The organism is Pseudomonas fluorescens, assembly GCF_000730425.1.
Lineage (GTDB): Bacteria > Pseudomonadota > Gammaproteobacteria > Pseudomonadales > Pseudomonadaceae > Aquipseudomonas > Aquipseudomonas fluorescens_X.
Map to the genome: position 1 here is coordinate 513,928 of NZ_CP008896.1, position 21,134 is coordinate 535,061.

Consider the following 21,134-nt stretch of genomic DNA (forward strand, 5'->3'; position numbering starts at 1 on the left):
CGCAACTGAGTTACTTTTCCTACACCTGTGCTGCCAGCGCCTACAGTTGCTCAAGAAACATCGCCAGCCCGACCTCTTCAGCTTTCAACCCTTTGCGCACCCTGGGCCTGGGCAGTTTCGCCAGGCTACCCAGGGTGAAGTGCTCCAGCACGGCGGGGTGGATGTAGCACTTGCGGCACACCGCAGGGGTATTGCCCAATTGTCGGGCGACGTGCTTGACCATCTCCACCACATGCTTTTTCGCATCTGACTCCGGTTGCCACGCCAGTTCCCGCAGCACTGCCAGGGCCAGGGCACTGCCGGCCCAGGTGCGATAATCCTTGGCGGTAAAGTCGGCGCCGGTGAGGCTGTGCAGGTACGCGTTGACGTCGGTGGAACTGACGGTATGCCGCTCGCCGTCTGCGTCCAGATACTGGAACAGGTCCTGCCCTGGCAACTCCAGGCAGCGCTTGAGTACGCCAGCCAGGCGCCGGTCCTTGACGCTGACCTGGTGTTCGACACCGCTCTTGCCACGGAACTGGAACTGGATTTCGCTGCCCTTGATGTCCACATGGCGGGTGCGCAAGGTGGTCAGGCCATAGGAGCGGTTATCGCGAGCGTATTGGCTGTTGCCGACGCGGATTAGCGTAGCGTCCAGCAACAGTACGACAGTGGCCAGGACCTTCTCCCGGTTAAACCCCGGCGCTTCGATTTGCGCTTGCAGGTGCTTGCGCAGTTTGGGCAACGCATTGCCAAAATCCTGCAGGCGCGAATATTTGTCGCTGTCGCGCACTTCACGCCAGCGTGGGTGATAGCGGTATTGTTTGCGGCCTCGGGCATCGCGCCCGGTGGCCTGCAGATGGCCCTTGGGGTCGGCGCAGATCCAGACGTCGGTATAGGCCGGCGGGATGGCAAGGGCGTTGATGCGCTGGATTTCGTCGGTGTCGGTGATGCGTTGGCCGTTGCTCTGGAAATACTGGAACGTGCCCCGCAGTTTGCGGCGACTCAGGCCCGGCTGATGGTCGTCAACGTAGTGCAGGTCGCGGGGCAGGGTGGAGTCGGGCATGGGACGCAGTCCTTGGCAGCAAATCAGGCCGGTATGGCTGATTGACCGCAGCACTGTGCCGTCCGTTCAAGCCAGTACGGCGACGGCCTTGATTTGTGCCCACAATGCCTGGCCGGGATGCACTTGCAATTGGTCTCGCGAGTAGCGGGTGATCCGCGCGAGCAACGGCGTACCCGCCGCGTCGAGCCGTACCAGCACGTGGGCGCTGTTATCGGCGGGAATCTCCTGGGTCACCGTTACGGGTAAGCAGTTGAGGATACTGCTGTGCTCCCCGGGCTGCAGGCTGAGGCTGACATCCCGGGCCTGGACCTTGAACCGCAAGTATTTGCCCTGCTCCAGCGGGGCGTGGGCCACGCGCATCTGCAGTGGGCTGTCGGGCAGTTGCAGGGTCAGCAGTTGATAGTGGGCGTCATGGCCACTGACCGTACCGTTGATCACCACGCCGGCATCGTCGCCCAGGGCCAGCGGCAGGTCGAGCCGCGCCAGGGTTTCGCCAATCGGCCCACTGGCCAGGGCCTTGCCCTCACTGAGCAGGACAATGTGATCGGCCAGGCGGGCCACTTCATCCTGGGCATGGCTGACGTACAGCACCGGGATTTCCAGTTGGTCGTGCAGGCGCTCCAGGTAAGGCAGGATCTCGTCTTTGCGCTGGCTGTCGAGGGCGGCCAGGGGCTCGTCCATCAGCAGGAGCTGCGGGCTGGTGAGCAGGGCGCGGGCGATGCCGACGCGCTGGCGCTCACCGCCGGACAAATGCTGGGGATGGCGATCGAGCAGGTGGCCGATGCCCAGCAATTGCGTGGCCTGGGTCATGTCTACGCGGCGTTGGGCCTTGGGGATACGCTTGAGGCCGAATTCCAGGTTGGCCAACACCGACAGATGGGGAAACAGGCTGGCTTCTTGAAACACATAACCCAAGGCACGTTTGTGCGGCGGCACAAACAGGCCATTGCGGCTGTCTTGCCAGATTTGATCATTGATTTGCACAAAGCCATCGCCGGCCCGCTCCAGCCCGGCAATACAGCGCAGGCAGGTGGTCTTACCCGAGCCTGAGTGCCCGTAGAGCGCACTCACGCCACGGCCCGGCAGCTTCAGGTCTACGTCCAGGGCAAACCCGGAATATTTCAATTGCAGGCGTACCTCGATCATCGACATCAACTCCAGCCCGCTTTGGTTTTACGGCTGGAGTAGAGCGCCAGCAACACCAGGAAAGAAAACACCACCATCGCCCCGGCCAGCCAGTGGGCCTGGGCATATTCCATGGCTTCGACGTGATCGTAGATCTGCACCGAGACCACGCGGGTCTTGTCGGGGATATTGCCGCCGATCATCAGCACCACGCCAAACTCGCCCACGGTATGGGCAAACCCGAGGATCGAAGCGGTGATAAAGCCGGGACGGGCCAGCGGCAGGATCACCGTGAAAAATGTATCCCAGGGATTGGCGCGCAGCGTGGCGGCGACTTCCAGGGGACGGCTGCCGATGGCCGAGAATGCGTTTTGCAACGGTTGCACCACAAACGGCATGGAATAGATCACCGAGCCAATCACCAGGCCGGCGAAGCTGAAGGTCAGGGTGCCCAGGCCCAGCCATTGGGTGAACTGCCCGAGGTAGCCATGAGGGCCCATGGTCAGGAGCAGATAGAAGCCAATGACCGTGGGTGGCAGCACCAGCGGCAGGGCGACGATCGCGCCGATGGGGCCGCGCCACCAGGAACGGGTGCGCGACAACCACAGGGCAATAGGAGTGCCGATGACCAGCAGGATGGCCGTGGTCAGCGACGCCAGTTTCAGGGTTAGCCAAATGGCAGAGAAATCGGCACTCGATAGCGGCATTTACAGTTGATAACCGTAGGATTTGATAACGGCAGCGGCTTTGGGGCCCTTGAGGTAGTCGACCAGTGCCTTGGCGGCCGGGTTGTCCTTGCCTTTGTTGAGAATCACCGCGTCCTGTTTGATCGGGTCATGCATCTGGCCGGGTACGATCCACGCCGAGCCGCTGCTGACTTTGCCGTCTTTATAGATCTGCGACAAGGCGACAAAACCCAACTCGGCATTGCCAGTGGAAACAAACTGATAGGCCTGGGTGATGTTCTGGCCTTCGACGAGTTTGCTCTTGACCTGATCGGTCAGGCCCAGCTTGGCCAGCACCTGGGTGGCAGCGAGGCCATAAGGGGCTGCTTTCGGGTTGGCGATGGACAGGTGCTGGTATTCATTTTTCTTCAGCACTGCGCCCTCGGTATCCACATAACCTTCCTTGGCCGACCATAGCGCCAGGGTGCCCACGGCATAGGTAAAGCGTGAACCCTTGACGGTGTCGCCTTCGCTTTCGAGTTTTTGCGCGGTGGTGTCGTCGGCGCTGAGGAACACTTCAAACGGTGCGCCGTTTTTGATCTGGGTATAGAACTGCCCGGTTGCTCCATAGGCGGCGACCAATTTGTGGCCCGTGTCCTTTTCGAAGTCAGCGGCAATGGCCTGGATCGGTGCGGTGAAGTTGGCGGCGACCGCCACCTGGACTTCATCGGCCTGGGCCATTGCGGTGACGAACACGGCAACCATTGTGGCCAGGCACGTCGGGATAAAGCGAGGGGTACTGAACATCATGAGCGGCTCCGCGAGAGGGGGGGATTCAACGGGTCTGACACGGAAGCAACGCTCTGTGTTCAGGCGTTGTATGTATAAGTATATAGCGCAAAAATGGCAAGAAGAATCAACTCGCTGGACCTGCCTCGGGCCTCGGGAGTTGTGCGGTGTAGCGCGCTGACTTTTCTCTTCTCTCCTCAAACCTGTCCTTACAGCTTAAAGCGGTGCATGTGCTGATAATTGGGCCTTATCTGGGGTAATTGCCGCCCTGAAAAGAGCTTCAAGGGAGAGCTACATGGAAAAGGAATATGCCTACATCGATAGAAAAGCTGATGAACAGGGCAGTAGCGAGGCTTATGTACAACGCTGGCTTGATCGTGTTCTCGACAATTCGACGCTTGACCTCAATGCCAAGCATTTAATTAAAACCCAGTCAAAGCTGCCCGTGGAGTTCCGGATATTTGACGGTACTGAGGAGGGGGAGGAGCGCACCCCGACGATTGTGGTGCGAGAGGAGGTGGCCTTATGGCACATCCTCAATGACCGGTACCCCTGGTGCAGCTTTTATGGCAAGGCGCAAATGGACGGTAACGTTGAGGCGGCCGTGCAAATGCCCAAATTTTACGGCGCGTTGGCGCGGGAGTTGACGGCTGCGAAGTTTTTCATGAGCCGGGTCCGCTCCAGCGGCCAGCACACCGTGAATCAATTAGTCCGCCATAACCTGGATTTGCCAGACAGAGCACTGCTCAAAACCGAGGTTGTACTGCTGTCGGTCTGGGGGGTGAGTAAGCGCTTGTTGGCTGAGATCTGGTTTGAGGTTTTGCCCACTGAACTGGGCGCCAGCCGGTGGCCAAGAATGATCAGCGGTGAATGGCCTGGCATGCGCATAGGGGTGAGGAGCGGTGATCGCTACAGCTATTCATCTGATCCTGCCGATAACCAACTGTGGCTCAAACGTTTCGATGAGGAGGTGCTGGATGTGGACATCAGCATTTATCCGCGTTGGTCGGCATATACCCTGCAGCTGCCTGACGATGACATGGAGTCCGATCAGATTGTTGAAGTCATGCTGAGCAACATCCCGGGAGAGTCACGCAAATCAAGGTATGTAATCAACGTCCCAGCAAAGTTTGGGCGCAAGGATCAGTGGCAGTATTACGTCGGGATCTACCTCAGTTACCGCTGTCCCTGGTTGCTGTATGGCGTCTTGAATCAAGAGGGCGTGGTCAAGCCGGTCAGAAATCAGCAGAACCACTGGTTCGCCCGGTGCGATGCCACGCAGATAGTGGTTGATGTTCGCCTGTTACCCTATGAAATGGCGCAATGGACGGTAGACCTTGCCCCGGGCCAGCCCCTTCCCGTGGCCATACAGTCATGGCAAAAGTGGGATGCTCTGATGACAGGGGTTGGAACCGTAGAGCTGACCACCGGTTATGTGCGCACACTTATCGACCGCAGCCTGGCGAAGTCCGGCTTGCCTGAGCAAACCCAGGAGGACTTCAGGGCTCAGACGGCTTTCCGGTACAAGTACCAGGCGGGGTATCCGGTCTATTCGCCGAACTTCACCGCGTATGTTCCGCCGCGATACCGGTACTTTTCGTTTAACCAGATAATGGTTGGCGAGCCCCAACGCATTGCATTCTTGCAGGAAACGCTGGCAGCTGTGCAACTGCGTAACCAGATACTTTCCGAAGCTGAAGTAAAGGCGCTGGCCGGGTTGAGGGATACCCTGTTGAGTGAGTTTTTTGCCGATATCGACAACTTGCTTAACGCCGTGCAGTACAAACAGTTGTTCAATGACACCTGTAGTGCGTTGAGCAGGGTCAGAGTCGGCAGGTTCCTGGCCGCTGACAAGGCACAGGACTCAGCATTACGAGAGTGTGCATTTGCTTTTTTGCATGGCGAATTGAAGCCTCGCCTGCTGTTGTTCCACGGAAAAGTAATACCCAACATCATCGTGCTCAAGCACAGCTCGCAGAAAGCCTTGTTGGTATCGCTGAACATGGAAGAACAGCCATGGGTGAAGTGGGAGCCCAGTACCGTACCTGGCCAACCCAGCGATGCGTTGGTGGCGTTCATGACAAACCACCTCCCTTTTCCGGAAAAAGCCAACACGACCCGCAGCGACTTTTTTCCGAAGAAAAACCGGTATGGCTATCACTACCGCCGCAACCCAGCAGAACCGGTGTCTTTTCGCGAGACAGAGAATATCAACAGTTCTTTGCTGGAGGCGGCGATTGATGAGCTCAAACAGCAGATGAACTATGTGGTGTTTTCTTCCAATGAAGAACGTCGCAGGGACCAGGCGCGGCTATTCAAGACCACCTTGCGCGCCGTTTCCGGATTGGTGATCGCGGCTGTAGGGCCCCTGTCGGGAGTGGGTGCGTTACTCCTTGCAGGCGGTGCACGGTTGATAGCGAACATGGGCGATGCCAGTGTCAGCTATTTTTTGGGACAAGAGGCCGATCGCCCCCACGACTACGCAGCCTACGTCCAGGAATGCAAGTTGGGTGTGCTGTTAGGACTGGTTGACCTGGGCGCAGATATAGCCCTGGCCAGGAACAAAATGCGGGTGGTATTGAAGCAATCGACCCTGGCGAGCAAAACAATAGTTCCCTTCTTTGTCCGACATCACGTCACGGATTCGCCCATTAAATTGGAGCTGGAAAGTGGGTCTGACCTGTTTGTTCCCAGCCCCGACAGCGTCAGCGAGTTGCGCGACCGGCTGGAAAAGACCTACCGGGATGGCATCGGGCTGCCTGTCCTGCGCGATGCAATAAGAGCTTCGAGCCCCTCGGGTTACATCGAATCGCAACAGTGCGCAGACTATTTGCAGGGCAAATCCTGGGGCGTCCAGATGATTGGCATATTGATCTTTTCCGAGCTCAACGATAACGCTCCGCGAGGTCATTTTGCTCTGTCTGTCAGGAACAACGGTGATGTCGGCGTACTGGATATGACGATAAGACATTCGGCCCCGAACGCTGAAGGGCGCGCCTACTTTGGAACATTCGACAGTTGGCAGGTGTACTTGCGCTCTCTGGTGGGCCTGCGGGAGAAACTGGTGGTCTGCAAGGTCTACGATAATTTGGCCATGGCCAGCTATGAGATTGATGCGTTGTTTGCTCTGGGTGTCAGTTGGGGGCACTTTTTCAATACGGGGAATTATCGCCTGATCTCCTTGCCTTCACGGTTTATTCCCCTGTTGGAACAGCAACTGAGGCGGCTCTGGACCGGCGTCTTCCTACAGCATTCCAGCATTCCTGTACCCATCCCCAGTGTTATCGAGAGCGGCCCGGCCCCGTTCGGGCAGGATGAGCTGCTGATGCAGGTTAGTACGCTCAACAGTTTTATCAGTGAGCCTGAGCAGCTGCTGCGCAGTAGTATCGGGGTCGATGGTATTGGTGGGTTGCGCTCCCAACTGCTGGGCTATTTGCAAACCTGGCGCACTGACGCGATGGAAGGGTATCGCGAGCTCATGGACGGGGTTGTCGTTGAAGAGGCAGATTTGGTGCGTGGTGCGTTGTTGCACCTCGATGCGCTGCAGGTCGGCGTGGACAGTCCGTTCTCCACCGCGCAAAACGCGATGGCTGATTGTGTCGACTGGATCGCCACCCGGGCAGATCAAGTGGATGAAACCTGGCGAGGGCAGTTGAAGGCACAGATCGAACGTTATGTCTCGGGCGACCAGGCCAACAGTGATATCTACCAGAGGGCGGCATTGGATCTGTTGCATGTGGCCCTTGCCAGCGGCAAGGAACGCCAGACTCAGCACAGGCGCCATGCCAACTATGAGCGCTTGTCGATCACCAGCGGTCAGACCCTGTTCCTTACAGGCCTGCGGTTTATCCAGGGGATGCCGCAGGTGCACCAGGCCGAGGGGCTTTTCGCCCTCATCATGACCTGTCAGCCCTATGGTGACAGCAACGAACTGTTTGCACGGATTATGTACGGCATCAGCGCATTGCGGCAGCAGCGCTTCTGCGTCCTTAGTCTTTCCCACGAGAGTCGGCTCAGCGGTCTGGAAACCACAGAGCTGGCAGTTGTCTAGACAGTTTTGCGGGTCAGTTGGCTGCACGCTTGCGTGGCCAGTTGGCGGGTCAATTGCGCTGTCGACAGTTGGTGCTTCAGGCCAACCGCCTGGCCTGCCCACAGGCTGCTGAAGCCCGCTTCATCCTTGGCCCGCAGGGGCAGCAACGCGCCGCCAGCGAGGGGGAAGGCCGGCGCTGCCGGATTGATTGCGCCCAATTCGGCCATTACCCGATTGACGATCCCGCGTGCCGGCCGACCGGTGAACAGGTTGGTCAACGCCGTTTCGCTTGCCTTGGCCATGTGCAGTGCCTGGCGATGGGAGGGCGTGACAGTGGCTTCGGCCGTGAACAAGTACGCGGTGCCAATTTGCACCGCTGAGGCGCCGAGGGCGAACGCAGCGACTATCCCACGTGCGTCACCGATCCCGCCGGCAGCGATCACTGGCACCTTGACTGCATCCACCACCTGAGGCACCAGGGCCATGGTGCCGATCTGGCTGCTAAGGTGCTCGCTGAGAAACATTCCACGGTGCCCCCCGGCCTCGTAACCCATGGCGATGACCGCATCACAGCCATGCTGTTCCAGCCAGATGGCCTCTTCGACGGTGGTTGCCGACGACAATACTTTAGCGCCGGTGGCCTTGACCCGGTCCAGCAGCGTTTTTTCCGGCAGGCCGAAGTGAAAACTGACTACTTCGGGGCGGAACTCTTCCACCACCTCGCAACTGGCCTTGTCGAACGGTGCGCGGTTGGAGACCGGAGTGGGCGCGTCAAAGTCAGCACCCAGCTCGCGGTAGTAGGGCTCCAGCAAATCTTTCCACCGGCGGTCGCGCTCGGGGTTGGGGGCCGGCGGCTGGTGGCAGAAGAAATTGACGTTCAGCGGGCGAGTGCTGGCCTGGCGAATGGTGGTTAGCGCCTGGCGCAGTTGTTCGATGCTCAAGGTGGCCGCCGGCATGGAGCCCAGAGCGCCGGCCTGGCTTGCGGCAATCACCATCTGTGGGCCGGTGCTGCCGGCCATGGGCGCCTGAATGATCGGCAGTTCAATGCCCAGCAGGTCGAGAATGCGGGTATCTGGCCAAGTGTTCATGGATCGCTTCTCCAGGGGTGGAACGTTCAGGAAGGCTGTCGGGCATTTTTAGCAGGTGCGCCCGGGGCAAGGCCAGTCTGTATTATTCACTGGACGCGCACGCTTGTTCATGCAACGTGTGGCGTTCGCGCTGGAGCAACTGCTGCTTGCGCTCCACGCCCCAACGGTAACCCGAAAGATGGCCATCGCTGCGCACCACGCGGTGGCAGGGAATCGCCACCGCCAGGCTATTGGCGCCGCAGGCCTGGGCAACGGCACGAAAGGCACTGGGTGCGCCGATGCGCTTGGCAATCTCGGCGTAGCTGGCGGTGCTGCCTACCGGGATTTCCCGCAGCGCCTGCCAGACCCTTTCCTGAAAGGCGGTGCCGCGCAGGTCCAGCGGTAGGTGCAGGCCCAGAGCTGGCGCTTCGATAAACCCCACCACTTGGGCAATCAACTGTTCAAAATCCGGGTCGGCACCAATCAGGTTGGCCTGCGGGAACTGGTCCTGCAGATCGCGCGCCAACTGGTCCGGATCGTCGCCCAAGAGGATCGCGCAAACTCCGCGATTGCTCTGGGCCACCAGAATCGCCCCAAGGGAACACTCGCCGACGGCAAAGTGAATATCGTTATGGATGCCTCCGGCCTTGTAGTCGCTGGGTTTCATGCCGAGCAACTGGTCGGCAGATGCGTAGAAGCGACTGTTTGAGTTGAAACCCGCGTCGTATAGCGCATCGGTCACCGACTGGTTGTCCTGCAGGTGGGCCCTGACTTTGCGTGAGCGATGGGCGCGCGCATAGCCCAGGGGCGTCAAACCGGTCAGGGTCTTGAATACCCGGTGAAAGTGGAACGGGCTCAACCCGGCGCCGCTGGCCAGTTCTTCCAGGGAGGGCGGGGTCTGGGCCTGTTCGATGTGTCGACAGGCGGCGGCAACCAACTGCGCATGGCGCTGCGCGACCTGGGTCTGATCGGCCGACGTGCGTTTGTTGGGCCGGTATCCGGCGGCTTCGGCTTGCTGCGGCGTGTCGAAAAACTCGACGTTCTTGCGCAGTGGCTGGCGTGCGCTGCTGCTGGGACGGCAATACACGCCGGTGGTCTTGACCCCGTAGACAAAAAATTGGTCAGCCTTGGGGTCACGGGCGACAATGGCGGCCCAGCGCAGGTCATCTTCAGTGCTCATGGCATTAGCTCGGCAATGGATCAGTGGCCAGGATAATCACGGGGTAGCGCCCGGACACTCCGTTGCTTGCGGTTGAATTCGCCGGGGTCAGCCGGCCGTGCGAAACGTCAGGTTGATCCGCTGTGGCCCCATGCGCGGGTGCACGCCGTCCTTGATTGGCAGCACACCATGAAAGCGCAGGCGATCGACACCACCCCATACCGCCACATCGCCATGGAACAGCGAGATTTTCTGCGTCTTGTCACTGCGTTGGTGGCCCCCAAACAGAAACACCGCCGGCAGCCCCAGAGACAGCGAGACCACTGGGGCACTGTAGTCGCGTTCGTTCTTGTCCTGATGCAGGGACATCCTGGCGCCCGGCACATAGCGGTTGATCAGGCAGGCGTCGGGTGCAAAACCGTCGAAGCCGGCCGCGCTGGCGGCGTTGACCGCTAGCTCGCGCAGCACCGCAGGCATGCTTGGCCAGGGTTGTTGACGTTCGGGGTCGAGGGGGCTGTAGCGATAACCCTGGCGGTCGGTGGTCCAGCCCAACTCACCACAACTGCTCAATGCCGCCGACATGGTAAAGCCACCGGGGGTAACCATCTGCCGGAAGGGTGCTTGGGCGAGGACTGCACGTAACTCGGGCAATAGCCGCTCAAGCCAGGGCAGGCCATAGCCCCTGAGGACGTAGGATTGTTCGCCGACTTGCTCGCGACGGGCCGGTTGTTGCAAGGCCTCGTCGCTGAACAGATCGCCGGTGGAATGAGGGTCCATGTCGCAGAATCACTCCGGTGCTGGTGATGGTTTTACAGGGCCTTGCTCACGGTGATCTCAGTGATTTCGTCACTGGCATCATGAATTTTCGCCAAGGCCGCCTGGGCTTCTTCGATGCTGGCCGCGTGCAATTGGGCAAATTCGAAGCGGCGTTCACCGTTGAGTTTGTACTTGATGACGTATTTGGTGGTTTGAGTCACGGTCATTCCTGTGGCTTGGGGCAGCGCAATCAGCTGAGTTTGGTGCTGGTACGGCGAACGATACGGATTTTATGGGACAAGGCCGGTTTACGGGTAACGCTGATGGCACGGCGCGTCACCACATCCAGGGTAATGTTCCAGAACCCGGTACTTGGCGCGGTGATCTTGGCCGGGAACTTGTCGAATGCGCCACCGTGATACGTGTGGCGGCCACCGTTTTTGAAGCTGCGAAAATTCGCATCGCTCATCAGACGGATATTACAGGTCTGCGAGCATTCAATGACGACAATGTCCCCTTCGTTCAAGTGTTCGCGCTGGTGGATGAATTTCATGAGGGGGTGTCTCCAGAAGGGCTTTTTCTGAAAAATCAGAACGATACGTAGGTTAAGATGGAGTTTATCAGCCCCAGCACGTTTATTATCGGGCCGTCGTCGACGTCTTCGACAATTTAAAACAGTTATTTACCGATATATCAGGGATAAATCCTACGTTGGCGGGAGAAAAATACCATCTCCGCTGTCGTAGGATCTTTATCGGAGGTTTTGTATGAAGTGGAGTGTATTGGTTCTGGCCCTGGCAATTGGTGGGTGTGCTTCGGTTTCAGACATCAAGCAGACACCGCCAACCCTGGCGGTTATCTCCGGGAAAAAACCGCAGGAGTATGCGGCGTGTGTCGTGCAAAAGCTGTCGTCGACCCGTCGTCCGTCGCAGATCGAGCCTCACAAGGAAGGCGTGCGGGTAATTGTGCCGCAGAAATTTTCTGCTGACCCATCGGCCATTTTTGAGATTGAAGATCGCTCCAGCGGCAGCAGCATCAAGCTCTATGAGAGCATGTCCAATGTGCCGATTCGTCCGGGTGACGTGAAAAAAGCTGCGGAAGACTGCATTTCCGGCTGAGTTCACGGCGCCGCTCATACGCGATCAACTCCGATCAGGAAGCCCGGCCTGCTGCTGCAGTGCCGGGTTTTTATTGTCTGAAATATCTTACGTGGCGGTTGTGACTGTCAGCTCATTACCCTACCATTTGTAGGCTTATGCATTGTAGGTCTAAGCATATAACTATAAAAATGGAGTCGTGATGATGTCTGTGGAGAGAGTGTTGATGGGTGGCGCCTTGCTGCTCATGCTCGGCAGCGCGCAGGCGCTGGAGGGCAAAAAAGTGTTCAGTGAAGGTGGCGCGCAGCCCGGCGCGGCAGCTTGCATGGCCTGCCACGGGGCCGATGGTCTGGGTTTGGCCGTCGCGGGCTTCCCTAGGCTAGCGGGGTTGTCGGCAGTTTACTTGAGCAAACAACTGCATGACTTTCGCAGTGGGACGCGGAGCAGCCCGGTAATGACGTCGTTGGCCAAGGCGCTTACCGAGGAAGAAATCGCGGCAGTGAGCCAGACACTGGCGGCGATGCCCGCGCCAGTCGTAGAGAGCGGCCATCGTGGTGCTATTCCCTCCCATCCCGCCGAAAAACTGGCATTGCAAGGTGCCTGGGAGCGGCAGATTCCAGCGTGCGTCAGTTGCCATGGCCCGTCGGGTGTCGGTGTTGGCGAGGCGTTCCCGCCGCTGTCCGGGCAATCGGCTGCCTACCTGGCTGCCCAGCTCAATGCCTGGCGCAATGGCACCCGGCACAATGACCTCAATGACCTGATGGGGCATGTGGCCAAATCCCTGACGGATGATGAAGTGCAGGGGATCGCCAGTTACTTCGCCTCCTTGCCTGGCCAGGAGGTCAAGCCATGAAGAACCTGTCATTTGTACCCGTGTTGGCTGCGCTGATCTGTGTGCCGGTGTTGGCGGCACCGATTGCCATGGAAGATCAGTCGCAATTGCAGGTACCGACGGCGGTGCCTGCTGCCACGGCGTTCCAGCCGCCCCAGGAAAGTGAGTTGCCCGACAACGCCTACGGCAAGCTGGTGATGCAGGGCTATGCGTTGTTTGTCGACACCAAGCGCCTGGCGCCGCAGTTTGTCGGTAACGGCCTCAATTGCAGCAACTGCCACCTGGATCAGGGGCGCCTGGCCAATTCGGCGCCGCTATGGGGTGCTTACCCCATGTACCCGGCTTACCGAAAGAAGAATGACAAGGTCAACACCTTTGCCGAGCGCTTGCAGGGTTGTTTCCAGTTCAGCATGAACGGCGGCAAGCCCCCAGCAGCGGACAGCCATGAGATTACCGCGCTGTCGACGTATGCCTACTGGCTGGCGAGCAAGGCGCCACTGGGCGTGGAGTTGCCGGGGCGCGGCTACCCCGAGGTGCCGCAGCCGGCCAAGGGCTATAGCCTGGCCCAGGGTGCCGAGGTGTACAAGGCACAGTGTGCGGTGTGCCATGGCGCCGAAGGCCAGGGGCAGAAGGTTGGCGACAACTATGTGATGCCGCCGCTGTGGGGGAGGGATTCCTACAACTGGGGCGCCGGAATGCACCGAATCAATACGGCAGCTTCCTTCATCAAGCACAACATGCCACTGGGTAAGGGCGGCAGCTTGAGCGATCAGCAGGCCTGGGATGTGGCAGCCTACGTCAATCGCCATGAACGTCCGCAAGACCCGCGTCTGGTAGACGGCTCGGTGGAGAAAACCCGCGTCAAGTTCCACGCCAACGACGGCGTGAACCTGTACGGGCAAACGGTAGATGGCGTACTGATTGGCCAAGGCATCCGTTAAACTACTGGCTGCCCATAAAAAATGCCGCTGAAACCTCAGGCTTCAGCGGCATTGTCATTTTGGAAAGTCAGTCATGAAACGTGAACGTGTCAAAGAGCGGCATGCAGAGGGTCACATCTCTGCGACCCATGTGATTCAAAATCCGGCCAACTCCGGGGAGTGGATCGTATTTTTCAAGAAAAGCGGGGGACGCAGTTTTTTCCTGGTGGATGACCAGGATGAGGTCGAGTCCTTTGAGCGTCTGGATGACCTGATCGACACTGTCCGTGGGCTGGGGATCAAGTTCGCCGAGATTCACATGTAGCCACCCAGGTTACTTGCAGACCACCACCACACTGCGGCTTTTGAAGTTGCCGACATCCGCACCCAGGGTCTTGTCACTTTCCTTCAAGGCCGGCGTACCTTCGGTGCCAACAATGCGGTAACCGGTGCCCGCGCAAGAGGCGTCGGCCTTCTCATAGCAACTGGCCCAGGAGTTGGCCTCGCCCGAGCAATCAATGGTTAGCCCTTGCTCACCGTTTTTCAGGTAGGTATCGGACGTGGTGGTGCAGCCGGCAAGCGCCAGTACCGAAGTCAGTGCCAGGATTTTGTTCATGAATTGGGTCGTCGTCGAGGGTGTTGGAGGGGCGCTGACACTGTCGTGGGGCGTTGATGCCAGAGTATAACGGACTGCCAGTGGGTACTCGCAGAAATAGTATCTGCGACTGCGCAAGCCTCAGGATGCCACGGGATGATTTCGCCTTCGCCTTGTCGCCATTAGGTTACGGCACACCCATCACGAGCACGCCACTTCCGCTGACCGCACCGGGAGTCGGAAGGGATCCGGCTCGCCGAACGAGTGCGAACGTCACATCATCCCCGCCTACGCTATCGGTAATGCGTAATAGGAATGAACTGCCTACTTGGACAGCAGCCCCGCCACGTAAGAGTGCCGTGCCGACATCCGGGTTGGTCATTGTCAGGAGGTTGGCGTTGAACGACGATGGGATGCCTTTGTAAGTAATGGTGATGGGTGTAGTAATCCCCGGATCCGGGCATGCATATGTGAGTCGGCGGTCACGGCGGACGGTGGTAGTGAGTGGATCCGTACCGATTGCCCTTTGGTGTACATCGCCAAAGTCGATCTTGATCGGATTGTTATTGTTGATCGTGCAGGTGGACGGGGAGACAGTGAAGTTGTTATTGGCAATGTACCTGACTGCGAGTCTCGCCCCTTCGAGCAAGATGTAGGGCTGGTCCGTTTCCAGTCGCACGTTTACGGGAACTTCCAGGTTTATAGTGCCGCTACCGATTAAAGTTACCCACGCTCCGCCATTTACACGGCAATCAACCGCTCTCGCTATCGGCGTAACGCACATCAGTACGAAAAGCATAATGGCTGTATGTCGTCGTTTCATGTTGATATCTCGTTGCTTCTCCATCCAGGCACCGTCCAGCGAGCATCAGCCGACACTTTAAAAGTCATCCAGAAGAGAGTTGAGGTTTGCCTGAGGTTGTTTTCTGTCTATATCAGATTTAAGAGAACAGGCACCCGAGTGGACCGATCCCAAAAACGTAACGGTTCCATCCGCCGCTTGAGCTGTGGAAATCGAACCTGCGAATAAGCCGAGAGGTAACAGTGCAGTTTTAAATTTAATTTTCATTAATTTTAAAAATGGCTATAAAAATCAGGCTACATGATTTTATGTGGGGGGGGGGGCAGGAAGTTGCTATAGGAATCTGGCTATTTTTTAAAAAAATAGTGCCTGTCAGGCCTTGTCAACTAATTTGCCGTTTCGGGAAATTAGTTATTTCACTCGACTTGTCCAGCGTTGAGCGTTTTTATCAACGTGCATTTGGTAGCAGTGTGAGGTGGCCCCGACGGGTTGGCAGGTCGGGATAGCGAACACAAAAAAGCCCCGATCAACGGGGCTTTTTTGGGTGTCGCAGAGGCTTACTTCCCCTTCGGCCTTTTGCTCGATGCGTGACCGGCTTCGTCCACAAACACTTCGGCTACCGCAATAGCCTGGCTTTCGGCGGCGAATGCCCCGGCGACGCTGTCTCCGTGAAAATTGATCAGGTGCCAGCCATCTGCTCGTTTAGTGATCAGGTAGCCGTTTACGCCTTTGGGTTCTGACATCGATTGACAATCTCGTGGTCTGGTTCAAGCGGGTAATGATAGCGCCAAATGCCATGGGGGCGCGCAAGTTGTTGCAGGTCAGTGCTATGCACCCTAAAGCGTGCTAAAACAAATGAAGCCCTTTTAAACAGGGGCGCGCGTCTTGCTTGCTCACTGCGCTGCCGACGCGAATTACAGGATCGGCGGAACTTACGTCGACATTTTTTCTCTATGATGACAGCGCAATGCCAGTAGCCCCCATTGTAAGGTGGCTACGGCCTGATTAGACTGCGCCGAATTTCGTACGCACAGCCCTTTTAAGGACTCATATGATCAAGAAATGCTTGTTCCCAGCAGCCGGTTACGGTACTCGCTTCCTGCCAGCGACTAAGGCCATGCCTAAAGAAATGCTGCCGGTGGTAAACAAGCCACTGATCCAGTACGGCGTCGAAGAGGCACTGGATGCCGGCCTGAACGAAATCTCCATCGTGACCGGTCGTGGCAAGCGCGCGCTGGAAGACCATTTCGACATCAGCTATGAGCTGGAAAACCAGATCAAGGGCACTGACAAGGAAAAGTACCTGGTCGGTATCCGCAAGCTGCTCGATGAATGCTCGTTCTCCTACACCCGTCAAACTCAGATGAAAGGCCTCGGCCATGCCATCCTCACCGGCCGCCCATTGATCGGCGACGAGCCATTTGCCGTGGTCCTGGCGGACGATCTGTGCGTGAACCTGGAAGGTGACGGTGTCTTGACCCAAATGGTCAAGCTGTACCAGAAGTACCGCTGCACCATCGTTGCTGTTCAAGAAGTAGACCCTTCGGAAACCAACAAGTACGGCGTAATCGCTGGCGATGACATTGGTGATGGCTTGATCCGTGTACGCGACATGGTCGAGAAGCCGGCGCCGGAAGATGCACCTTCGAACCTGGCAATCATCGGTCGCTACATCCTGACCCCGGACATCTTCAAGTTGATCGAAGAAACCGAGCCGGGCAAGGGCGGCGAAATCCAGATTACCGACGCATTGTTGAAACAGGCCAAGGACGGTTGCGTCATTGCCTACAAGTTCAAGGGCCGTCGTTTTGACTGTGGTGGCGCAGAAGGCTACATCGAGGCAACCAACTTCTGCTACGAGCACTTCTACAAGACTGGCAAGGCTTATTGATTCTAGCGTTGCCTGTTGAGTCTCAGGAAAGCCACCTTCGGGTGGCTTTCTGGTTTTTTGGATGCAAGCGGGTATCCTGACATCCTGCCGAGGAGAGTGAAATGGCCTACGATTTTGATCTTTATGTAATTGGCGCCGGTTCCGGTGGTGTTCGAGCGGCACGCTTTGCCGCAGGTTTTGGTGCGAAGGTGGCCGTGGCGGAAAGCCGCTATCTGGGCGGGACGTGCGTCAACGTTGGTTGTGTGCCAAAAAAACTGCTGGTGTACGGTGCGCACTTTGCCGAAGACTTCGAGCAGGCCAGCGGCTTTGGCTGGTCCCTGGGCGAGGCGGACTTTGATTGGGCGACGTTGATCGCCAACAAAGATCGCGAAATCAACCGCCTCAACGGGATCTACCGTAACCTGCTGGTCAGCAGTGGCGTGACCCTGCACGAAGGCCATGCGCGTCTGACCGGGCCGCACGAGGTCGAGATCAATGGTCAGCGCTTCACTGCCAAGAATATCCTGATCGCCACTGGCGGCTGGCCGCAGATTCCTGAGATCCCAGGGCACGAGCATGCGATTGGTTCCAATGAGGCGTTCTTCCTTAAAGCGTTGCCCAAGCGCGTACTGGTGGTGGGTGGTGGCTACATCGCAGTGGAGTTCGCTGGGATTTTCCACGGCCTGGGTGCGCAGACGTCGCTGCTGTATCGCGGCGATCTGTTCCTGCGTGGATTCGATGGCGCGGTGCGCAAGCACTTGCAGGAAGAACTGACCAAGCGCGGCCTGGACCTGCAATTCAATGCCGATATCGCGCGTATCGACAAACAACCCGATGGTAGCCTCAAGGCCACCTTGAAAGACGGCCGTGTGCTGGAGGCCGATTGCGTGTTCTACGCCACCGGTCGGCGCCCGATGCTGGATAACCTGGGTCTTGAACACACCGGGGTCAAGCTGGATAAGCGTGGTTTTGTCGAGGTCGACGACCTGTACCAGACCGCCGAGCCGTCGATCCTGGCCATTGGTGACGTGATCGGTCGCGTGCAGTTGACGCCAGTGGCCTTGGCCGAAGGCATGGCTGTGGCGCGGCGCCTGTTCAAGCCTGAGCAATACCGCCCGGTGGACTACGCGATGATTCCGACGGCGGTATTCAGCCTGCCGAATATCGGCACTGTGGGCTTGAGCGAAGAACAGGCCAGGGCGGATGGGCATAACGTGCAGATCTTTGAAAGCCGCTTCCGGCCGATGAAGCTGACTTTGACCGAGTGCCAGGAGCGCACGCTGATGAAGCTGGTGGTCGATGCCGATACCGACAAGGTGTTGGGTTGCCACATGGTCGGGCCGGATGCGGGCGAGATCGTCCAGGGTCTGGCGATCGCCCTCAAGGCGGGAGCGACCAAGCAGCATTTCGACGAGACCATCGGTGTGCACCCTACGGCGGCGGAAGAATTCGTCACCATGCGCACGCCTGTCGCTGGCTGAATCAGGGCTGGGCTGTTGCCTCTGGCGCCGTTGCAATGACGGCAGCCAGGCGCAGCGCCTCGATGGTGGCATGGGCCTTGATCAGGTCCAGTTCCAGGGTTTTGTGGGTGTGCTGCTGTACGGCCAATGCGTCCTGGCGTGACTGGCTGTCCAGCACAGCAACCCGCAGGCGCTCCTGGAGCAGGGTGCGCTCGCTCTCAACCAGGCTCACCTGTTCGCTCAACTTGAGCTGTTGGGCCTGATCCTTGCGGCTTTGCTCCTGTAGGGCAACCAACTCTTTCGCCGTAACCCGGTGTTCAATCAATAGCCGTTCATTGTCACGATGCAGCTGGGTGATTTCATCCTGACGCACCATCGTGCTCTGTTGTGATTGGCGCAATTCAGCCTGGAGTTGTTGCAACTGCCCTTCATGGCGACGTTGTTCCTGTTCGCGCTGATCTTTGATGGCATTGCGGTAGTGCTCAAGGGCGTCGCGGGCGTGCAGGTGTTTTTCTTCCAGTGAGCGAACCTGTTCGTCCTTATCCGAAATCCGTAGCTCGTAGTCGCTGCACGCCTGGCTAAGCCCGGCGTTGCGGGTTTGCTCGGTCTGCAGGCTGGTGCTGGCGGTTTGCAGGGCGGCGCTTTCTTCTGCCAGGGCGGCGGCCTGGATATCGAATTGCTGCTGGAGTTGGCTGTGTGCGGCTTCAAGCGTTTCTACCTGGGCGAGCAGGGCGGTTTTCTGCTGCTCGAACTGGGCCAGGGCCAGGTCGATGGGTTCCTGGGCTTTTTCTTTCAGGCGCCTGGCCAGGCGCGAGACCAGTTCGCCCAACTCATCATCGATGGGTGCGTCGGTGATGGTGAGGCGGGTTTCGCTCTCGTCCAATTCCTTTAAATAGCGGTGGATAGTGGTTTTCGAGCCGGTATTGCCCATCTCGATGCGTACGGCATCGATGCTGGGGTTTTCGCCGCGGGCAAGGATTGCCAGGCGTGCCGTTTGAACTACTGCTTTATTGATGCCGCCGCGAGCCATGGGGTCTCCGTCGATTTAGTACTGTGGTATGTATTATGTAAGTACATACTATATCACGAATAAAATAACGTTTTAATTCACGGTTTAACAGATGGGATATTGGCGTATTATCCCGTGTCATGGGCGACCTGACTCCATCCGAGCCCAGTCCCCGTACACCAACCCCCTGTAGGAGCCGGCTTGCCGGCGATAGCGGTATGAGTGAACTAGATCGTTACCTGAACGCCGCCACCCGCGATAACACCCGCCGTAGCTATCGTGCTGCGATCGAGCATTTCGAAGTGAGCTGGGGCGGCTTCCTGCCAGCCACGAGTGACGGCGTGGCGCGCTACCTGGTGGCCTACGCCGGAGTGCTGGCCGTCAACACCCTGAAACTGCGGCTCTCGGCGCTGGCGCAATGGCACACCAGTCAGGGCTTTCCAGACCCGACCAAGGCGCCGGTGGTACGCAAGGTGCTCAAGGGCATCCGCGCCTTGCACCCCGCCCAGGAAAAACAGGCCGAACCCTTGCAGCTCCAGCATCTGGAGCAGGTGGTCAGTTGGCTTGAGCGTGAAGCTGGGCAGGCGCGGGCAGAGGATGATCGGCCTCGCTGGCTGCGCGCCAAGCGTGATGCGGCATTGATCCTGCTGGGCTTTTGGCGCGGATTTCGCAGTGATGAGTTATGTCGGTTGCAGATCGAACATGTGCAGGCTGTGCCGGGCGCAGGTATCACCCTGTACTTGCCGCGCAGTAAGAGCGACCGCGAGAACCTCGGCCAGACCTATCAAACCCCGGCGCTGTTGCGCCTGTGTCCTGTGCAGGCCTATACCGAGTGGCTCAGTGCCTCGGCGTTGGTGCGCGGCCCGCTTTTTCGCGGGATCGATCGCTGGGGCAACCTGGGGGAGGAGGGGTTGCATGCCAATAGCGTGATCCCGTTGCTGCGCCAGGCCCTTGAGCGTGCAGGCATTGCCGCCGAGCAGTACACCAGCCACTCCTTGCGCCGGGGTTTCGCCACCTGGGCCCATCGCAGCGGCTGGGATTTGAAGTCGTTGATGGCGTATGTCGGCTGGAAGGACATGAAGTCAGCCATGCGCTATGTTGAAGCGACACCCTTTCTTGGCCTGACTCAGGCCCGTGCCCCGCTGGTTTAAGATTTCTTCTATTAATACAGTTGGTTGATAGCCAAAACCAATCGGCAGCATCAGGTTTGCCAATGAGCCATTGGCGATGAGACTGGGTAGGATTCACCCATCAACTTACTAACCCCTGACGGAGAGTCAACGATGCCTATCATCAACAGCCAAGTAAAACCGTTCAAAGCGACCGCTTTCAAAAACGGCAACTTCGTAGACGTGTCGGACGCTGACCTGAAAGGCAAGTGGTCTGTCGTGTTCTTCTACCCAGCCGACTTCACTTTCGTCTGCCCAACCGAACTGGAAGACCTGGCTGACAACTACGCCGAGTTCCAGAAACTGGGCGTCGAGATCTACAGCGTTTCCACCGACACCCATTTTGCCCACGCTGCCTGGCACAACACTTCGCCAGCCATCGGCAAGATCCAGTACACCATGATCGGCGACCCGACCCTGACCATCTCCCGCAACTTCGATGTACTGATCGAAGAAGCTGGCCTGGCAGACCGTGGCACTTTCGTGATCAACCCAGAAGGCCAGATCAAGATCGTTGAACTGAACGACGGTGGTGTTGGCCGTGACGCTTCCGAGCTGCTGCGCAAAATCAAGGCTGCTCAATACGTTGCTGCCCACCCAGGCGAAGTGTGCCCAGCCAAGTGGAAAGAAGGCGAGGCTACCCTGGCTCCGTCCCTGGACCTGGTCGGCAAGATCTAAGTCTGTGAAGCATCAAGGGCGGATCGCCGCACCTTAAGTAAGCTGCACCGCCCTCAAAAACGCCCG

Annotated in this window: 22 protein-coding genes; 9 read left to right on the forward strand and 13 right to left on the reverse strand. The window is 58.2% G+C overall.

The annotated features are described in order from the left end of the window. Positions 1–40 precede the first annotated feature (40 nt). From HZ99_RS02140 to modA, 4 genes are all read right to left on the reverse strand, one after another. Positions 41–1,045, reverse strand: a complete 1,005-nt coding sequence (locus HZ99_RS02140; RefSeq protein WP_038441009.1) for a DNA topoisomerase IB — start codon at positions 1,043–1,045, stop codon at positions 41–43. Positions 1,046–1,111: 66 nt separating this feature from the next. Then, positions 1,112–2,191, reverse strand: a complete 1,080-nt coding sequence (modC, locus tag HZ99_RS02145) for a molybdenum ABC transporter ATP-binding protein (protein WP_038447787.1) — start codon at positions 2,189–2,191, stop codon at positions 1,112–1,114. A gap of 5 nt (positions 2,192–2,196) precedes the next feature. Continuing rightward, a complete protein-coding gene (modB, locus tag HZ99_RS02150; RefSeq protein ID WP_038441011.1) occupies positions 2,197–2,877 on the reverse strand; it encodes a molybdate ABC transporter permease subunit in 681 nt (226 codons plus the stop codon). Next, complete coding sequence (gene modA / locus HZ99_RS02155; protein WP_235205590.1) at positions 2,878–3,600, reverse strand: molybdate ABC transporter substrate-binding protein; 723 nt, start codon at positions 3,598–3,600, stop codon at positions 2,878–2,880. 319 nt (positions 3,601–3,919) lie between these two features. On the opposite strand from modA, the gene HZ99_RS02160 reads away from it, so the two are divergent. Further along, positions 3,920–7,675, forward strand: a complete 3,756-nt coding sequence (locus tag HZ99_RS02160) for a hypothetical protein (RefSeq protein ID WP_038441015.1) — start codon at positions 3,920–3,922, stop codon at positions 7,673–7,675. Here the strand turns inward: HZ99_RS02160 and HZ99_RS02165 are convergent. The 5 genes from HZ99_RS02165 to HZ99_RS02180 form a co-directional block, all read right to left on the reverse strand. Next, complete coding sequence (locus HZ99_RS02165) at positions 7,672–8,742, reverse strand: NAD(P)H-dependent flavin oxidoreductase (RefSeq protein ID WP_038441017.1); 1,071 nt, start codon at positions 8,740–8,742, stop codon at positions 7,672–7,674. The two genes, HZ99_RS02160 and HZ99_RS02165, sit on opposite strands and share 4 nt — an antisense overlap. An 82-nt stretch (positions 8,743–8,824) precedes the next feature. Beyond that, positions 8,825–9,901, reverse strand: a complete 1,077-nt coding sequence (ada, locus tag HZ99_RS02170; protein ID WP_051903006.1) for a bifunctional DNA-binding transcriptional regulator/O6-methylguanine-DNA methyltransferase Ada — start codon at positions 9,899–9,901, stop codon at positions 8,825–8,827. Between the two features lie 87 nt (positions 9,902–9,988). Beyond that, positions 9,989–10,657 (reverse strand): DNA oxidative demethylase AlkB, encoded by a 669-nt coding sequence (gene alkB, locus HZ99_RS02175; RefSeq protein WP_038441019.1) that lies wholly within the window; start codon positions 10,655–10,657, stop codon positions 9,989–9,991. Between the two features lie 32 nt (positions 10,658–10,689). Further along, positions 10,690–10,857 (reverse strand): hypothetical protein, encoded by a 168-nt coding sequence (locus HZ99_RS28925; protein ID WP_181883275.1) that lies wholly within the window; start codon positions 10,855–10,857, stop codon positions 10,690–10,692. Between the two features lie 29 nt (positions 10,858–10,886). Further along, entirely contained in the window at positions 10,887–11,189 is a 303-nt protein-coding gene (locus HZ99_RS02180) for a DUF1883 domain-containing protein (RefSeq protein ID WP_003173824.1), read from the reverse strand. Positions 11,190–11,403: 214 nt separating this feature from the next. Here HZ99_RS02180 and HZ99_RS02185 point away from each other — a divergent pair, with 214 nt between their 5' ends. The 4 genes from HZ99_RS02185 to HZ99_RS02200 all read left to right on the forward strand — a co-directional run bounded on the left by HZ99_RS02185 (position 11,404) and on the right by HZ99_RS02200 (position 13,810). Beyond that, positions 11,404–11,754 carry a hypothetical protein gene (locus HZ99_RS02185; protein WP_029294633.1) on the forward strand — a complete coding sequence of 117 codons (351 nt, stop codon included), beginning with the start codon at positions 11,404–11,406 and terminating at the stop codon, positions 11,752–11,754. A 181-nt stretch (positions 11,755–11,935) separates the two neighbouring features. After that, entirely contained in the window at positions 11,936–12,586 is a 651-nt protein-coding gene (locus HZ99_RS02190; protein ID WP_038441024.1) for a c-type cytochrome, read from the forward strand. Positions 12,587–12,654: 68 nt separating this feature from the next. Then, positions 12,655–13,506, forward strand: coding sequence for a c-type cytochrome (locus HZ99_RS02195; RefSeq protein WP_404942447.1), 852 nt, complete (start codon positions 12,655–12,657; stop codon positions 13,504–13,506). A gap of 73 nt (positions 13,507–13,579) precedes the next feature. Then, positions 13,580–13,810, forward strand: coding sequence for a hypothetical protein (locus tag HZ99_RS02200; RefSeq protein ID WP_038441033.1), 231 nt, complete (start codon positions 13,580–13,582; stop codon positions 13,808–13,810). 9 nt (positions 13,811–13,819) lie between these two features. Here HZ99_RS02200 and HZ99_RS02205 read toward each other — a convergent pair whose 3' ends face one another. From HZ99_RS02205 to HZ99_RS02215, 3 genes are all read right to left on the reverse strand, one after another. Further along, positions 13,820–14,101, reverse strand: coding sequence for a hypothetical protein (locus HZ99_RS02205; RefSeq protein ID WP_038441036.1), 282 nt, complete (start codon positions 14,099–14,101; stop codon positions 13,820–13,822). Positions 14,102–14,267: 166 nt separating this feature from the next. Then, entirely contained in the window at positions 14,268–14,903 is a 636-nt protein-coding gene (locus HZ99_RS02210) for a fimbrial protein (RefSeq protein WP_080727767.1), read from the reverse strand. Between the two features lie 536 nt (positions 14,904–15,439). Next, positions 15,440–15,625: a hypothetical protein gene (locus HZ99_RS02215; protein WP_038441038.1), complete on the reverse strand. Its 186-nt coding sequence runs from the start codon at positions 15,623–15,625 to the stop codon at positions 15,440–15,442. Positions 15,626–15,933: 308 nt separating this feature from the next. Here HZ99_RS02215 and galU point away from each other — a divergent pair, with 308 nt between their 5' ends. Then, positions 15,934–16,773 carry a UTP--glucose-1-phosphate uridylyltransferase GalU gene (gene galU / locus HZ99_RS02220; RefSeq protein ID WP_029294645.1) on the forward strand — a complete coding sequence of 280 codons (840 nt, stop codon included), beginning with the start codon at positions 15,934–15,936 and terminating at the stop codon, positions 16,771–16,773. A gap of 101 nt (positions 16,774–16,874) precedes the next feature. Continuing rightward, positions 16,875–18,233: a glutathione-disulfide reductase gene (gene gorA / locus HZ99_RS02225; protein ID WP_038441040.1), complete on the forward strand. Its 1,359-nt coding sequence runs from the start codon at positions 16,875–16,877 to the stop codon at positions 18,231–18,233. Position 18,234: 1 nt separating this feature from the next. On the opposite strand, the gene HZ99_RS02230 is transcribed toward gorA, so the two are convergent. Beyond that, entirely contained in the window at positions 18,235–19,242 is a 1,008-nt protein-coding gene (locus HZ99_RS02230) for a DNA-binding protein (RefSeq protein WP_038441042.1), read from the reverse strand. Positions 19,243–19,439: 197 nt separating this feature from the next. Between HZ99_RS02230 and HZ99_RS02235 the strand changes: the two genes are divergently transcribed. Beyond that, the gene (locus tag HZ99_RS02235; protein ID WP_038441044.1) at positions 19,440–20,372 is read left to right on the forward strand and encodes a site-specific integrase; all 933 of its coding nucleotides are present in this window, start codon (positions 19,440–19,442) and stop codon (positions 20,370–20,372) included. Positions 20,373–20,504: 132 nt separating this feature from the next. Continuing rightward, positions 20,505–21,068 carry an alkyl hydroperoxide reductase subunit C gene (gene ahpC / locus HZ99_RS02240; RefSeq protein ID WP_038441046.1) on the forward strand — a complete coding sequence of 188 codons (564 nt, stop codon included), beginning with the start codon at positions 20,505–20,507 and terminating at the stop codon, positions 21,066–21,068. Positions 21,069–21,134 lie beyond the last annotated feature (66 nt).